This is a genomic window from Fervidicoccus sp. SLHALR4, from assembly GCF_058692745.1.
The window spans coordinates 1,222,199-1,236,809 of sequence record NZ_CP182483.1 but is presented as its reverse complement, the minus strand read 5'-3'; the positions used below and the strand labels follow the sequence as shown (position 1 = coordinate 1,236,809).

At 45.0% G+C, this 14,611-nt stretch carries 17 protein-coding genes, 1 tRNA gene and 1 pseudogene; 11 read left to right on the top strand and 8 right to left on the bottom strand.

The window, feature by feature from the left end; all coding sequences use genetic code 11:
• Nucleotides 1-48: 48 nt before the first annotated feature.
• The 4 genes from ACLGLO_RS06685 to ACLGLO_RS06670 all read left to right on the top strand — a co-directional run bounded on the left by ACLGLO_RS06685 (nt 49) and on the right by ACLGLO_RS06670 (nt 1,700).
• Nucleotides 49-143: transfer RNA gene (locus tag ACLGLO_RS06685), tRNA-Pro, on the top strand.
• 17 nt (nt 144-160) lie between these two features.
• Nucleotides 161-409 carry a hypothetical protein gene (locus ACLGLO_RS06680; RefSeq protein WP_492128126.1) on the top strand — a complete coding sequence of 83 codons (249 nt, stop codon included), beginning with the start codon at nt 161-163 and terminating at the stop codon, nt 407-409.
• Nucleotides 410-434: 25 nt separating this feature from the next.
• Nucleotides 435-1,112 (top strand): endonuclease III domain-containing protein, encoded by a 678-nt coding sequence (locus ACLGLO_RS06675; protein ID WP_492128125.1) that lies wholly within the window; start codon nt 435-437, stop codon nt 1,110-1,112.
• A gap of 42 nt (nt 1,113-1,154) precedes the next feature.
• Complete coding sequence (locus tag ACLGLO_RS06670; protein WP_492128124.1) at nt 1,155-1,700, top strand: hypothetical protein; 546 nt, start codon at nt 1,155-1,157, stop codon at nt 1,698-1,700.
• 211 nt (nt 1,701-1,911) lie between these two features.
• Here the strand turns inward: ACLGLO_RS06670 and rnhA are convergent, their stop codons facing one another.
• From rnhA to ACLGLO_RS06655, 3 genes are all read right to left on the bottom strand, one after another.
• Nucleotides 1,912-2,409, bottom strand: coding sequence for a ribonuclease HI (rnhA, locus tag ACLGLO_RS06665; RefSeq protein ID WP_492128123.1), 498 nt, complete (start codon nt 2,407-2,409; stop codon nt 1,912-1,914).
• 12 nt (nt 2,410-2,421) lie between these two features.
• Entirely contained in the window at nt 2,422-3,216 is a 795-nt protein-coding gene (locus ACLGLO_RS06660) for a carbon-nitrogen hydrolase family protein (RefSeq protein ID WP_492128122.1), read from the bottom strand.
• A gap of 162 nt (nt 3,217-3,378) precedes the next feature.
• On the bottom strand, nt 3,379-4,653 hold the full coding sequence (locus ACLGLO_RS06655; RefSeq protein ID WP_492128121.1) for a chloride channel protein: 1,275 nt from the start codon (nt 4,651-4,653) through the stop codon (nt 3,379-3,381).
• A gap of 189 nt (nt 4,654-4,842) precedes the next feature.
• On the opposite strand from ACLGLO_RS06655, the gene ACLGLO_RS06650 reads away from it, so the two are divergent.
• A complete protein-coding gene (locus tag ACLGLO_RS06650; RefSeq protein ID WP_492128120.1) occupies nt 4,843-5,298 on the top strand; it encodes an OB-fold nucleic acid binding domain-containing protein in 456 nt (151 codons plus the stop codon).
• An 8-nt stretch (nt 5,299-5,306) separates the two neighbouring features.
• Nucleotides 5,307-5,591: a PqqD family protein gene (locus tag ACLGLO_RS06645; protein WP_492128119.1), complete on the top strand. Its 285-nt coding sequence runs from the start codon at nt 5,307-5,309 to the stop codon at nt 5,589-5,591.
• A 173-nt stretch (nt 5,592-5,764) separates the two neighbouring features.
• On the opposite strand, the gene ACLGLO_RS06640 is transcribed toward ACLGLO_RS06645, so the two are convergent.
• Entirely contained in the window at nt 5,765-6,010 is a 246-nt protein-coding gene (locus ACLGLO_RS06640) for a ferredoxin (protein ID WP_492128118.1), read from the bottom strand.
• Between the two features lie 428 nt (nt 6,011-6,438).
• Nucleotides 6,439-7,290 carry a hypothetical protein gene (locus ACLGLO_RS06635; RefSeq protein ID WP_492128117.1) on the bottom strand — a complete coding sequence of 284 codons (852 nt, stop codon included), beginning with the start codon at nt 7,288-7,290 and terminating at the stop codon, nt 6,439-6,441.
• A 203-nt stretch (nt 7,291-7,493) separates the two neighbouring features.
• Between ACLGLO_RS06635 and ACLGLO_RS06630 the strand changes: the two genes are divergently transcribed.
• Together ACLGLO_RS06630 and ACLGLO_RS06625 are read left to right on the top strand one after the other, a co-directional pair.
• Nucleotides 7,494-8,474 carry a uroporphyrinogen decarboxylase/cobalamine-independent methonine synthase family protein gene (locus ACLGLO_RS06630; protein ID WP_492128116.1) on the top strand — a complete coding sequence of 327 codons (981 nt, stop codon included), beginning with the start codon at nt 7,494-7,496 and terminating at the stop codon, nt 8,472-8,474.
• Nucleotides 8,475-8,479: 5 nt separating this feature from the next.
• Nucleotides 8,480-9,508, top strand: coding sequence for a methionine synthase (locus tag ACLGLO_RS06625; RefSeq protein WP_492128115.1), 1,029 nt, complete (start codon nt 8,480-8,482; stop codon nt 9,506-9,508).
• Nucleotides 9,509-9,516: 8 nt separating this feature from the next.
• On the opposite strand, the gene ACLGLO_RS06620 is transcribed toward ACLGLO_RS06625, so the two are convergent.
• Nucleotides 9,517-10,365, bottom strand: a complete 849-nt coding sequence (locus ACLGLO_RS06620) for a class II glutamine amidotransferase (RefSeq protein WP_492128114.1) — start codon at nt 10,363-10,365, stop codon at nt 9,517-9,519.
• Nucleotides 10,366-10,506: 141 nt separating this feature from the next.
• Here ACLGLO_RS06620 and ACLGLO_RS06615 point away from each other — a divergent pair, with 141 nt between their 5' ends.
• From ACLGLO_RS06615 to ACLGLO_RS06605, 3 genes are all read left to right on the top strand, one after another.
• Nucleotides 10,507-11,118, top strand: a complete 612-nt coding sequence (locus tag ACLGLO_RS06615) for a MarC family protein (RefSeq protein ID WP_492129163.1) — start codon at nt 10,507-10,509, stop codon at nt 11,116-11,118.
• 113 nt (nt 11,119-11,231) lie between these two features.
• Nucleotides 11,232-12,260 (top strand): hydrogenase expression/formation protein HypE, encoded by a 1,029-nt coding sequence (gene hypE, locus ACLGLO_RS06610; protein ID WP_492128113.1) that lies wholly within the window; start codon nt 11,232-11,234, stop codon nt 12,258-12,260.
• A gap of 15 nt (nt 12,261-12,275) precedes the next feature.
• Nucleotides 12,276-12,497 carry a HypC/HybG/HupF family hydrogenase formation chaperone gene (locus ACLGLO_RS06605; protein WP_492128112.1) on the top strand — a complete coding sequence of 74 codons (222 nt, stop codon included), beginning with the start codon at nt 12,276-12,278 and terminating at the stop codon, nt 12,495-12,497.
• Here ACLGLO_RS06605 and ACLGLO_RS06600 read toward each other — a convergent pair.
• Nucleotides 12,494-13,117, bottom strand: a complete 624-nt coding sequence (locus ACLGLO_RS06600; RefSeq protein WP_492128111.1) for an alpha/beta fold hydrolase — start codon at nt 13,115-13,117, stop codon at nt 12,494-12,496. The two genes, ACLGLO_RS06605 and ACLGLO_RS06600, sit on opposite strands and share 4 nt — an antisense overlap.
• Before the next feature lie 97 nt (nt 13,118-13,214).
• A pseudogene (locus ACLGLO_RS06595) lies at nt 13,215-14,435 on the bottom strand (dicarboxylate/amino acid:cation symporter).
• Nucleotides 14,436-14,611 lie beyond the last annotated feature (176 nt).

Here is a 14,611-nt window from a genome sequence, read left to right as displayed (position 1 = left end):
AAGTTAAATAATCTTTAAAATCCATATTTTCCATCCATGAATTGTCAAGGGGCCGTCGTCTAGCTTGGCTAGGATGCCAGCCTGGGGAGCTTCCCCGTAGCCCGGAACGCTGGTGGTCCCGGGTTCAAATCCCGGCGGCCCCACCTAAAGAATTGAGAGGGTGGTGCATACGTCCGAAGTAAAGAGCAAGAAAAGGCCAATTGAAGTGATTAAACTATCAGATAGAGAGATACCGGTAAATGAGGATCTGCTGAAGATTCTCAGGAAATACGTGCTGACTCAGATGACGCTCGAGGAGCTGGCAAGAGAGCTCGGCCTGGAAAGCTGGGAAAAGGCCTATGAATTTGTGAAAGCAGTCCCAGCGTGGCTGATGTGGACTCCATTCACAATGTGGGAGATAACCGAGTAATCTCCCATTAATTCATTTATTCAGGGTGAAGCAGAGTCTGGATGCAGTCTCTGAGCTTCTGAGGAAGCTGGAGAGGCCAAGGAAGGAAGGCTTCATAGTTTTCCATGTAGCTGAAAAGCACGGCAGAAATCCCTTTCTCCTTCTTGTGAGCATAATTCTCTCCCAGAACACGAGCGACCTCAATGCCCTGAAGGCTCTGAAGAATTTGGAGGAGAGCGGACTAACCACTCCGGAAAGGGTCGCAGCTGCTGGAGAGGAAGCAGTCTTCGAAGCTGTCCGAATATCTGGTCTTGGAAAAATCAAGGCAGAGAGGATACTCTCCCTTTCGAAGTTTTTGCTTGAAAGAAAGAGCTTTTTCGAGGATATTTGCAGGAATCGAGAGGGAGCCAGGGACGAGCTTTTAAAGCTGCGTGGAATAGGGCAAAAGACGGCAGATGTCTTCCTCCTCGTTTACTGCGGCCATGAAGCCTTCCCAGTCGACAGGCACATCCTGAGAGTTACAGAGAGGATAGCAGGTAGAAAGATGAGCTATGAGGAAGCGTCCTCTTTCTGGAAGGGGAGGCTTCTCCCAGAAGAATACGAAGAATCTCATGTGAAGCTAATCGAAATAGGAAGAAAATACTGCAGGCCCAGAAACCTCCTCTGCAGAAGCTGTCCTCTTAGGGAAGGTTGTTCTACCGGGAGAAAAGCGACAGTGGACTGAACATCGGTTCTTAACCAATTGGAAGGAAGAGGATGAAGGGCTGTGAGCGAAAGTTTGCTGAGGAAGAGCGTCAGAGGGATCCTCGCAACAACGAGGGTAAACAGGGAGAGAATTGCGGAGCAAGAGCTTGGAAGCCTGATGATCTCGAGGAACATAAAGTTTGAGCCGAACCCGGTCTTTTTCGAAGGGGGGCTACTATTCTTGACGGAAGAGCCTCTCAAGATCTATAGAATAGCAATTTCCACCGTCCTTTCGGGGCCTCTCAGAATATACCCCCTCCTTACATTCGAAGAAGCTGTGAAACTTTCAGAAGATGTGAGGGTTGAAGATATATCGTGCCTCGTGAGAGGAAATAAGCTGATATGCCAAGAGCTACTTTCTTCTGCTTCAAGATTGCTCGAAAAGGCATCAAGTTCTGGGAAAGGATACAGGGCAGTTCTGAGTATTCAGGGAGTAGGTGATAAGTTCGGCTTCTCCATCTTGCCCAGGGGATGCGAAAGATATGGAGATATTTTGGAGTCTCATTCATTGAGGAAAAGTTGCACCGAGTATTCTCTCTATTTGGAAAAGATGATAACAGAGAGCTAGAATCGAATGGCGGCGGGGCCCCCGCCTTTTGAAGTAGCGGGGGGTGGATTCGAACCACCGACCTCGGGGTTTCTCCGAGGGTCGGGCCCCTTATGAGCTTCGCGGGTTCGGGGCTACCGCCCATCATTTCCTTGCTCCTTGAGGATAAAAAGGTTTACTGTGCAGAAAATGGCAGAGAAGATTTTAGATGAACTTTCTTGAGATCCAAACTCTATTCTTCGGATCCGCCCAGAACTCTCTCTACCCACCCATTTCCATACGCTTCAACAGCATCTCTATTCTCTTCCAGGAACTTTCTAAGAGCCTTTCTCGTTAGGCTGTCTGCCCTGGAATTTTCCTTCCTCGGGATCCACTCTATCTTGTAGCTTCTGAACTTTTTCAGAAGATCGACAGCCCTAGCATGAAGTGGTATGAGCCTTTCAGCTTTAACCTTGTATTTTCCGTTCAGCTGATTCACCACGAGCTGAGAATCCCCCCTCACCGTTATCTCTTCGTCTTGGAGGCCGCTGCCAATAATCCACTCAAGGCCCTTTATCAGGGCAACATATTCAGCGACGTTGTTGGAAACGTCGTCGCCTCTGTAACCGGCTCCAATGAAGCCGCACTCTTCATGTATAACATTCCCATTTCGAGTTACAATGAAACCATATGTTGCTATGCCGCCAGGATTGACTGGCTCGCAGAGTCCATCGAAATAGAGGAAGAGCATGGAAGCGATCCCTCAAAGCTTGTATGCTGAGATGTTCCGCTGCTTCAGTACGGGAAGCTTTTCCCTCGCTGCTTCAACTTCGGCAGTATCTATCTGAACTTCTCTGTATTTTTCTCCCGCTCCTAGATCATGGATGACCTCTCCCATAGGCCCGAAAACAGCGCTCCTCCCGGGGAAGTCCTTTCCGTATTGATTCACCACAACCAAAAAGAGCGTGTTTTCGTGGGCTCTGGCTCTTCCAAGGAAGCTTAGCATTTCCTCCTTCATGTCTCCTCTGTACCATCCAGAAGGAACGAGTATCAGCTCAGCGCCAGCCAGAGCATATGTCCTGAAGAGCTCTGGAAACCTCAGGTCGTAGCAGATAGCTACTGCAATTCTTACACCATTAATTTCCACAACTGGAGAGGGATCTTTGCCCTGAATCAGGAAATCGGACTCTCTGTACCCAAGGGCATCGAACAGATGCGTTTTCTTATATCGGAGCAGAATCTTTCCTTCATTTGAGAGCAAGACTGCTTCGTTGTATGATTTTGGTGTTTCAGCCCTGGAAAATACAGTCACGAGGATGTTGGTGTTTCTCGAAATGGCGATCTCTTTGACCCTTTCAATGAATTCTCCGTTCTCATCCTCCGAGCTTTCATATATCTTTTCAGCATTATCTCCGGTCGGATTATACATGAAGTATTCAGGTGTGACAATGACGTCGGCAGAAGAGTTTTTGGTCATTTCTTCGAGTTTCTTCAGGTTTTTTTCTTTGTCCCTTGTGCTCTCAATCTGCAGGATTCCCACAGTAATTCTTCTTCCCAAGAAAAGATCACCTTGAGACGAGGCGCTTCACATGGCAATTTATTGTTCGCTCAATTAATAAACGCAACAGATGGCAACTTCCGCTTTGATCATATTAGAGCTTCAACTGCTGTCGAATTCTAATCGTTTGTAAAAACTTCAATATGGACATTGAAAGGGCCTTCAGAACGCTTCCGACTTGAGGTCTTCCATAGCGCTCCTCTTACTTCTCGGTTGAACCACGTAAATAGATGTGTACAGGGTAGCCAGATATGCTATTGATGATGATATGAATGATGGCACTGCCATAGCAAAACCACCAATTTCTGCAGAGTATGCTACCGCAGCAATAGGAGTTTTGCTTGTAGCAGACAACATTGCTGATATTGCCACTAGGGCTGCTACAGAAGCGCTGATTCCAGTTAAATGAGAATAATATGCTCCCAAAAGCGCTCCAACTACAACCTGCGGTACAAACAGACCTCCGCTTCCTCCAAAATTGAGCGTCAGCGAAACAAAAATTATTTTCATAGCTGCCAGAAGAATCGGAGATGCGCTGAGGTCAGAGCTCCCGGATAATATTTTCACTATTGCTCCTTTTCCTTCGCCGAATGCTTCTGGAATATAATTGTAGCTATATCCTAAGATGACGCCAACGATGGCAGATAATATTAAAAAAACATATCTATATTTCTGTCCAACCTTTCTGCTGAAAACTTCATTAGATATTCGGAGAAGCCTCATGAATCCTATGAAAAACAGCGAAAAGGGGACTACTAGCAGAGGTATTATAAAAGAGTAAGCGATGTAAGTCATTGAAATGGAGGAAGCATTCCATAATTTTGGAATCCATGGGATATGAAAAAGATAAGCGGAAGCCAGATACGATGTCAAGGAAGAAACGAGCGCAGCAGGAAAGCTCCTCCATTCTATTCCTCTCCTATATAAAACTTCGCATGAATATATGGCGGAAGTCAGAGGAGTTCCCAGGATAGCTGTTAAACCTCTGGAAGAACCCGCTATGAGCAGATCTTTCCTCTTTACATTAAAACTGCTTAGATAGCTTCCGAAGAAGCTGCCAACACCGCCCCCCAAGAGGAAAGACGGAGCTTCCATGCCGGCACTTCCGCCGCTTCCTATGGTAATTGCGCTGGCCACCGCCCTTGATACAGCATCTCTGAGCTTGAGAAGACCTCCTGACTTAAAATATGAATAAATGACGAGCTCTGTTCCGCCTATACGCTTTTTGATATGAGAGAACCTCATCTCAATAAAGAAAGATGATAGTAGAGCTGCTGGAATGATGGCTAAGATCAACCACGGATTTTCCTGGATAGCTATTGTTTTCAAGTGGCTTATCAGGTCGTATAGTAGGAGGAAAAGATAAACTGATAGAGACGATGCGAAGCCAATGGCAACGTAAGCAATATAGGGCAAAGCTGCCTTCAATCTGTTCATGAAGCTTCCCACTATGCGAAATTCTCTAGGCCTCTGGTCTTTAGGGAGCCTCCAGGGGTTATATAGCTTGAATGGTTTTAATTTTCCTTTTTTCTGAATTTTCAACTGTAGAGGTTGTTATACAGGGAAATGCTTATTATTCCCCAGAACAATATATGAAGCACCATAACATAAAGGAAGGTATGAATTTTGAGTGAAGAAAACGAATCAGAACGAAACGTAACAAAAAAAGTTATGGAACTCAAACAGGGTGAAAGTTCCATAACGGTTAAGGGAAGGGTTCTTGAAGCAAACGAACCCAAAACAATAGAAACTAAAAAGGGAACCAGAACAATAAGCGAGGCAGTTCTGGGAGACGAAACGGGAAGAGTAAAGGTAACTCTGTGGGGAGATAAGGCTGGTACTGTCGAAGAAGGACAGGCTGTAAAGATAAGCGGTGCCTGGACCACAGGTTACAGAGGAAAGGTGCAGCTGAACGTCGGCTCCAGCTCCGAAGTTACTCAGATAGATGACAGCGAGGTTCCAAGTGCTGAAGAAGTCCCTGAATCGGAACCGGCAGCTCCCATGGAAGAGAGAAGGAGCTTCGATAGAAGAGGAGGAAGAAGGGACTACAGACAGGGCGGCTTCAGAAGAAGAGAATGGTGAATTTTCGGATGAGCTTTGCCGAGATCAAAGGGAAGAGGTACATAAGAAAAGGTGAAGATGCAGGCACAGACAACGAAAATTTCTTCGTAACCGATGAATCTAATGTAACTTATGAGCTCTCTGCGGCAGTTTACTACATATGGAAGTTGGCAGATGGTACGAAAACGGTAGAAGAAATTGTAAAGCAGGCAAGCATGGAGCTTAATATGCCCGAAGAAGAGCTTCAAGAACCTATTGCTATGATCATGCTTAAGTTGCTGGAAAGTAATCTAGTAGCTGAAAATCTCAAATAAAAATATAAAAACCCTTGCCTCCTTATTTTTTCACGGCGGGGTAAAATAGCGGGGTAGGGCAGCCAGGTAGCCCGCGGGAGGTGCGTGGGCTACCGCCCTATTTTTTTAAGGCCTTTAAAAAACAAAAAAAGGGGGTTTTATTAAATTTAAAAAATTATTTTTAAAAAGGATCTTTATAGTAATTTTTCTACTCTTATGGCTCCTACAGGGCAGGAACCAGCCGCCTGCAGGGCGCATTCATACAGTTCTTCAGGTAATTCTCCCTCTGATAGGGATTCGGTAAGATTTGTTGAATATTTATCTACAACTCTGTTCTTACCATTGTCGCTACCCAATACAAATACTTGGGGGCAGACCGTTGGAGCGACCCCGCATGCAATGCATGTATCTCTGTCAACTGCAACTTTAACTTTTGCCATTCTTGCCACCATTTTTTTTAAATCAAGAAGTTATATATATACTTGGTGAAAAATTTCAACAGATAGTTTTCCACAAGGAATGCGAAAAGTGCTGACAAATTCCTTTTACGTTATCTATGTTTAGCTTTACCCTCTGAATATCAACTACCTTCTTTCTCATCTTCCAAATGAGATCCCTCGGAGCCTTTGAGAATTGCGGGGTTCGAAGCAGACGATTATGTCAATGAATCCTATTCGCTTCAAGTATCAATGAGATAAAAACGATGGGCGGGAGACTCCGCACATAGAGATTATCGCAGGAAAAAGCATAAGAAAGCCAATGTTCCTTGAAGGGGCTTCAACCTTATATTTAAATGGCCAGGTAAAGTAGAGTTTGAGAATAATCAAGATAAGAATATCATCCCCATTTCACTGCTGAATAATATACTTCAGAGTTTCTTGTTCAACAGCTCTTGAATAGTAATGAGAGACTTCAAGTCCCCCGCTGTGGAGAGAACAACGCCGCTTGCGCTGTCTTCCAGTTCTTTGAGGATTGCGATAAGTTCGGATGTTTCAAAAGCTGGTTGTCCCATTTTTTCAAGAATATCCTTGTTCTTTTGCGTTTTCAATATAATGTATGGATAAAGCTCTGCTCCGATTTCTTCCGCTTTTTGGGCGATTCCTCTGAACTTTTCAATGGTTTCGTTAGATAGTCTCAATACCAGAAATTTTCTGAAACCGAACTCCAACCTTTTCAATATGAAATCGTATTCGTACCTGAGGCTCAGTATTGCTCCTGCTTTCCTGTGAAGGTCGTATCTACTTGCTAATACGAAAGCATCTTCTGCAGAAAAGCGGTTTCCTCTCTCCCTATCTTCTTTTTCCCCATATGTAAGGAAGACTGCGTCAATGTCTGCCAGGTCGGCGGCAGAGAGGAGGGAAAGGAAGAGAGTCTGAGATGCATCTGCTAACCTTATGTGTGAAAAAACGACAAGTTGCGGACACGACCTTTTGACGAGAGAGCCAATAACGATTGAATTGATTGAGAGCTTGCCTAGGGGAGATTCCGGAATATCAATACCTGAAAAAGCGCTTCTTTCTGAGCACAGAAGCTCCTCTACCTGTTTAATCCTCTTTTTCCCTTTACCTAGCTCAAACGATATTTCCGCAAGTATTCTCAACTCCAAGCCATCACCTGCTGTTTTCTGATCCCTCATAGTTCGGCTCTGTCTTCTCCACTCTTTCAATACTTGGAGCTCCTCTCTCAGATTGCATATATAGGACTTTTTGATTCTCTTCATTAATGAACAGCACTATATTAGCTCAAGAGAAATGCTTTAAATATTTCGTCACGCCTGCTGGCGTGAAACGCGGGAATGAGCTCGTAACTAAAAGGCTGCAGTTCTGTTTTAGAAAAACTTATACGAAAATTGTGCAATGCTTAAAAACTGCTTCATTTAAGGATATTAAAAACACTAAGAAAAGCCTGGTGAGGTTTCTGAGAATGAATTTGCGATTGAAATTTTCCGGTTCTTTTCCCAGAAGTGAAGCTGTAGCGAGGCTCTATTCTCTAAAAAAATCAAATGAAATAGAAGAATCGATTTTCGAAGAGAAGATACTGCAGCATGAGCTGTCTCTTCTGTCAGAGCTCGAAAAGTTGAATTTTGACTTTGCTACAGATGGTATGCTCTGGGCTGACGATATAATCAATCCTGTAGTTTCAATGGCGAATGTGGAGATCGACGGGCTTGTCAGGTTCTTCGATAACAATTTCTTCGTCAGGGTCCCTGTAGTGAAAATCCCTTTGAGGCTGGATAGGGAGGATGTGCTAAAATGGTATACGGAAATTTTGAAGAGAGGATTCAGGAAGGAAAAGCCTAAGCTGGTAGCCTCCCTCCCCGGTCCAGTAACTCTGGCCTCTTTTTCTAAAAACATGTACTATTCTTCAGTAGAAGCTTTGGTAGCCCAATGGGGAGAGAAGTTCCTCGTCCCCATCATAGAAAAGCTGAGAAAAGAGGGATTCTCAGCATTTGAAATACAGGAGCCCTCGCTTGTTGATGTCAGAGTCAAAAGCGATGTTAAAAATGCTGGAGCTGAAAGTCTTTCGAGCATTTCCGAAAGATTTTCATCTGAAACTTTTTTCATCCTCACTTATTTCAACAGCAGTCCCCAGAACGCTCCTCATCTCTCAAAAATTGTAAAAAACAATTCCATTGTTGGAATTGACATGCATGCGGCAGCTGCCTGGAGAACAGCTGAGAAGTTGGCAGGAGCAGGTGCGAAGTTTGTGTATCTGGGCGTTCTGAACTCGAGGAATCCAATTCCAGAAAGGCGGTCAACAATAGAAAGGTGGATAGGGAAAGCTGAGAGCCTGGGCTTTGAAAGCCTGATCCTTGGAAACAATGCACCGATGGACTTCATTCCCCCCAGATGGGCTTTGAACAAGCTGAGGAAGCTTTCGAGAATAATAAAAGAAAAAAGGTGAGCATTATGAAAGAGGTCGAACTTCCTGTACTCCCCATATCGGTTATCGGCTCATACCCAAAGCCCAAATGGCTCAGAGAGATGATCAAGGCTAGAAAGCAGGGAAGGATCGATGACGCGCATCTCGATGAGGCATATAGAGACGCTGTTTCTGCTGTTGTGAAGGAGCAGGAGCTGATGGGAGTCGATATACCGTCCGATGGGGAGATGAGAAGAGAGGAAATGGTGGAGTATTTCGCCGAGAAAATAGAGGGATTCAAATTCTTTGGCAACGTTAGGGTTTGGGGGAACAACTACTTCAGAAAGCCCGGGATCGTCGGCCCCCTGAAATGGAGGGGACCTATGACAGTCGATGAGTACAAGTTCCTGAGAGAAGTATCTACATCCCCGGCAGTTAAGGTCCCAATCACGGGACCCTACACCATAGCAGACTGGTCATACATAATCTACTATAAAAATAAAGAGGACGCCACCTTTGAGCTCGCCAAGATAATCAACAGGGAGCTTAAAGCCCTTGAGGAGGCCGGCGCCACTTTTGTTCAGATAGATGAGCCGGCTCTTACAACTCATCCCGAGGAAGTCGAGTGGGCAGTTGAAGCTATCAATGAGGCAGTTACTGGAGTCAATATGAAGATAGGGCTCCACGTGTGCTATTCAGACTACAGTATATTGAAGCCCTACTATGACAGGCTCAAAGTCTCTCAATTCGCTCTGGAATTCGCCAACAGGGGGTTCAGCGACCTCGAAGTGGTGAAGGGCCTCAACGTGGAGCTGGGCTTCGGCGTAGTGGATGTCCACAGCAGAACAGTCGAGACGCCGGAAGCTGTAGAAGCAACCATAAACAAAATAATGGAAATAATAAAGCCGGAGTGCCTCTACATAAATCCTGACTGCGGGCTGAAGCTCCTTCCGAGAAGAATAGCAAGAGAGAAGCTGAGAGCCATAAAAATCGGCACAGAGAGGGTGAGAATGCGCTTGAAGGAGAAGGGGCTGGAAAAAACTCTGCTCAGAGCTAAAGTTGATTGCTCTCTCTGAGCTTCAATTCAGAGAAAATTTTTTGTGAGCTCAGCCAGTCTCGCTGTGCCTTCCTTGAACTTGATTTTTCCTTTATAGAACTCCCCTTTGTTCACCGGAATCCATCCTGATGAATCCTCCTCGTCATAGTAGAAATCAACAGCAGTTGAAGAAGATATCATTAAGACATTTCTTTCGTTCTTCAGATAAAGCCTGTAGTAGTTGGCATGCTCATCGTTAGTAAAGTAGCTTCCAAACACCACATCAATGCTGTCTTCTGTCATCATCAGAGCAATGATGTTCAGAGCTGATATAACGTATTCTTTGTACTTTCTAAACACGTTTAAATCAAGGCTATCTTTGACCTCTTGAGAAATCCGGTATCCTAACACAAAAGTGTCGCTGTGCTTCTTTGCTACTTCTTCCGGGATCTTTCCATCAAGCTCGCTGACCAACCAATTTTTATCAACGCTGCCGTTGTGAGCAAGAATTAGTCTGCTTCCATTCTCGGTTATGTACTCGAACGGCTGGACGTTGAATATGTTCACCTTCGTCTCAGGAGATGCCGCTCTAGCGTGGATGAGGTCTATGACGAATGGATTGAAGTATTCTGTATCTACTGAAATATCGGGCTGAATTGTAGGCTTCATTACATAGATCGGATGAATGTGCTTAGCAATCGAGTAGGAAATCCCGCCCCCTTGAAGATAGATCATAGCTCTGCCCCATCCATGCTTATGGGAAGCTCCCTTCGGCCCGAATATTCTTTCTGCATAGGGGTCATAATATGCGGATGAAACGAGAGCGCTAACAAGCTTTTCATATTTGCTGATGGAATGGGTGGAAGGGGTTCCTATTAAAGCCAGCATCCTGCACACGTCATATTACCTCCGTTTCCAAGGTTGGGAACGCATGGGAATTGAAAACCCTAACATGCGAATTTTAAAGCTTGTTTGATTGAACTATGCTATCATTTTCACCACATTTGTTTTTAAGTTTATTTTATTTATTGAAAATTGGTGAGCTTCGATATGGATCTCAGCATCGAACTGATAATCTCGATAGCGGTGCAGCTCTACGCGGTTATGAATCCCCTAGTAGCGATACCAAAGTTCCTCGAGGTTGTGGAGTCCTCTGAAGGAAAATTTATGAAAATTGTTAACAGAGTCTTCCTCACGATTCTCCTCCTCAACATAGTTTTCATTCTTGGCGGAAACTACATATTGAACATATTTGGGATAAGCCTCTCCAGCCTGAAAATCGCGGGAGGAATAATACTCCTGTCGGTTGCTATAGATACGCTGATAACTGGCCATAAACCGGAAAAAGTGGAAACAGGAGATGTGATAGTAGTCCCAATTGCCACCCCACTGATAGTTGGACCTGGAACAATGACAACTCTGATACTGCTCAGCGGACTGAGGGGTGTGGTGATTACAACAGCCTCATCGCTCCTGGCATGCACACTTGTCTACCTCACTCTCCTCACTTCTACCTTCATATCTAGGCTTCTGGGCCCAACTTTCATAAACGGCTTGGGAAAATTCATGTCACTCATAATAGCGTCTTTTGCTGTTGAGATGCTGCTCGGGGGGCTCCAGGGATACTTTCCGAATCTCTTTTTAAAATGACGTAGCCTGCGTTTGCTCTCAGAAGATCATTTTTTATACAAACATGAAGCTTTGGATGCTAAGAAGAACATATAAGAGCCCAGCGTTTCCATTAATGCATGGAAGGTGGCTGAGTGTTGAAGAGGAAGCTAACTCTCGCTGAAGGTGCTGGAGGTTCAGAGACTGAGAAAGCTGTCAGGCAACTCATGGCCGAGGCAATACGCCTGTCTCAGAAATGGAGAGAGAAGGGGATGCTGGGTCTAGACATAATGGACGACTCAGCTTTTGTGAAGCTGTCAGAGGAGCTGTACTTAACATTTACGATTGATTCTTTCACGGTGAATCCCCTTTTCTTCGAGGGAGGGAGCATAGGAAAGCTCGCTGCTGACGGGACGATCAATGATCTAGTCGTTTCTGGGGCAAAGCCAATTGCTTTATTCGATGCCATTGTAGCGGAAGAGGGGATCGAGTTCGATGTTGTTGAGAGAGCAGTCAGCGATATGATAGAGGAGGCGAAGCTGGCAGACGTTGCTATTCTAGGGGGAGATTTCAAAGTGATGCCCAGAGGAGAAATATCCAAGATGGTTATAACCACAGCCGGCTTTGGGCTTTCAAAGCACCCAATTACTGATGACAAGATTGTTCCGGGGGATAAAATACTGGTGACTGGAAGCATTGGCGAGCATGGGGCGGTGATCGCAGCTCATCAGTATGGGTTGGAGCTGCGCGGGAATGCGAAAAGCGATGTCAACATGCTTATACAGCTTCTTCCTGCTATTGATAAGTATGCGGATCAGATTCACGCGGCAAGAGACCCGACGAGGGGAGGAATAGCGATGGTGCTCAATGACTGGGCAATGGATAACAACGTTAAGATCACCATAGATGAGGAGAAAATTCCCGTCGAGGGCTGGGTCAAAGGAATTTCAGATGCTTTAGGGCTCGATCCCCTCAGCTTAGCCAGCGAAGGAAGAGCTGTAATTGCTGTCTCTGGAGAGGTGGCAGATGATTTTCTTGAATTCCTGAAGAAGGGAGGATTCCCTGATGCTGAAATTATCGGAGAAGTTGCCGCGGGGAGAGGAGAGGTCCTCCTGAAAACTGCTGTTGGTGGGTTAAGGGTCGTACCGCCACCCTCGGGAGTTATCGTACCTAGGATATGCTGAGAGGTGTGTCCTGCTGTGTGCCTAGGTGTGATTGGAAAAGTTGTGGAAAAGGATGATGAAAAGAGGATTGCGAAAGTTGATGTCGGGGGGGCAATTATTTCTGCTGATTCCTCTTTCGAAGATGTCGAGGTGGGAGATTACGTAGTTGTGCATGCCGGCGTCATAATCTCTAAATCTACAGAAGAAGAGTACAAACTGAGAGAAGAGATGTTTGAAGCGCTGAAACTGAAGAACTAGGCGGATTCTTTTTCTAGGCTCTCGTAGAACGAGACGACTTCCTCAGTGAACCTCTCTTTCTTGTATAGATAGGCCGGATGCCCCGATGATTCATAGACTCTGATTTCTGCTCTGGGAAGCTGCGATGCAAAAGATTTGATGGCCTCAAGGTCTATTATTGTATCTTTCTCCCCAACGATTATCAGCACAGGAGCTTGTATGTTCTTAGCTTTTTCCTTCACTCTTTCCTCTTCCGTTCCGACTGGACCGATGAGGATCAATCCGCTTACTGGGTTGTTCTCAGAATACAGTATTGCTATATAGCCTCCCATGCTGGCTCCAACGAGAACTGGAGGCCTTCCGTATTTTACTTTAGAACTCATTATTTCTTCGAGGAGAGACAAGTTCATAAGAGCGTCAGATGTCCTCTTGTTGCACTGACTCTTTACACCGTAGGGCATATCTAAAGCGATAAACGGTATTTCCTTTTCTTCGAGCTTTTGCAGTAGCCCGATCTCTTTCCATACATAGCTGCTGAAGCTGTAGCCATGGAGGAGAACTATTGGTATTCTGTCTTCAGAAGGGCTGTAAACGATTGATAGACAGCAAGTACTGCCTATGCAGACCTTTTCTTCATTCAAAGGCCATCATCTTTCTACTTGATATTCGCTTTATAAATAAAATCTTTGTTCTGCTATATTCATTTTTAGCTAAAAAAAGGTTTCTATTAGAAAAGAATCAGGCCTGAGGCTGAGCTTTTTCCCACCACCTAGGCCCTTCCATTATTCTAGCTATCAATGTGGAAACAGCTACGTCGCCTTCCGCATTGATCATTGTTCTGAGCATGTCCATCAATGGGTCTATCGGTGCTATAAGCGCTATACCTTCAAGCGGCATTCCTGCTGCACCAACAGTCATTGCAAGCATCAGCAGCCCTCCGCTTGGTACAGCAGCAGTAGCCACCGCAGCCAATGCTCCAACGAGCACTATGGTTGGATAGAGTGAAGGTGCTATGGTTAAGCCGAAAGCTTGCGCGATGAAAACTGTAGATAGAACTTGATACATAGCTGTTCCATCCATATGACACGTTGCTCCCGTTGGGAGAACCAGCTGAGCTACATAATCCGGCACGTTCAATCTCTTTGCAGCCCTGAAGTTAACTGGGAGGGTTACGGCGCTGCTCCTTGTGGAAAATGCTACAATTGCTGGTTCAATAATGGCGTACCAGTATTTGAGCGGATTCATCCCAGAGGCCCAGACAACTATAGTATAACCAACGAAGAAGTAAAAGAGGCTTATTGCGTAGTCGACCGCGAGAAGCCTGCCGTAAGCTTCGAGAATTCCCGTGCCGTATGTTCCAATCACCTAAGCGGCATACCCGAACACACCGATGGGTGCATACCACATAATTATACCTGTGAGCTTCAACATTACATCAGATAGCTTCAGAAGCGCGTCCGATATAGGTCTTCCTTTGTCTCCCATCAAGCTAACAGCCAACCCGAACAGTATTGAAAAGACTATCGCTTGAAGAAGTCCACTGACAGTTAATATATTTCCGAAATCAGTTGGCACCAAATTTAGCAAGATGTCAGTTACAGTCGGTGGTGTAGGGGGGGTGTAGCCGGCTGGAGGCTTCAGACCAACACCTGCTCCGGGTTTGAAATACAGCGCTGCTCCAAGCATCAATGAAGCAGCTATTATAGACAGCAAGATGAAGAAGAAGAAAGTACCGATTACCAGCTTTCCGAGCTTTCTCAGATCAGCGATCTGCGCTACAGCTGCTGAAATTGTCACAATGACCAACGGCGTCACTATCATTCTCATCAGTCTGATGAAGAAATCCCCCAGAGGCTTCAGGACGCCTGCAGATTTTCCGAATCCAAACCCAACACCCATACCGATTAGAAAGCCGGCAGCTATCGCAAATATCAGAATATATTTTTTCCACTGCACCATAATATGACTACTGTTTTTGTTTTAACAAGTGATGTGATATAAAAACTTTATTAATTTTTAATTTTTTGCTCTCTAATATAAAAAAACGATTATTCTTTAATAATTTAATGCAAATTGCAGTTCATAATAGACATCATTTTTGTTTTTTAAAAAACAAGAGCGTTTTGCCTCTTGTT

What these genes read in the sequence shown, in the direction of transcription:
- rnhA (WP_492128123.1), bottom strand. Translation starts at nt 2,409, where the DNA reads ATGCTCTTCCTCTATTTCGATGGACTCTGCGAGCCAGTCAATCCTGGC.
- ACLGLO_RS06645 (WP_492128119.1), top strand. Translation starts at nt 5,307, where the DNA reads ATGAGCTTTGCCGAGATCAAAGGGAAGAGGTACATAAGAAAAGGTGAA.
- ACLGLO_RS06625 (WP_492128115.1), top strand. Translation starts at nt 8,480, where the DNA reads ATGAAAGAGGTCGAACTTCCTGTACTCCCCATATCGGTTATCGGCTCA.
- ACLGLO_RS06655 (WP_492128121.1), bottom strand. Translation starts at nt 4,653, where the DNA reads ATGAACAGATTGAAGGCAGCTTTGCCCTATATTGCTTACGTTGCCATT.
- ACLGLO_RS06640 (WP_492128118.1), bottom strand. Translation starts at nt 6,010, where the DNA reads ATGGCAAAAGTTAAAGTTGCAGTTGACAGAGATACATGCATTGCATGC.
- ACLGLO_RS06630 (WP_492128116.1), top strand. Translation starts at nt 7,494, where the DNA reads ATGAATTTGCGATTGAAATTTTCCGGTTCTTTTCCCAGAAGTGAAGCT.
- ACLGLO_RS06635 (WP_492128117.1), bottom strand. Translation starts at nt 7,290, where the DNA reads ATGAAGAGAATCAAAAAGTCCTATATATGCAATCTGAGAGAGGAGCTC.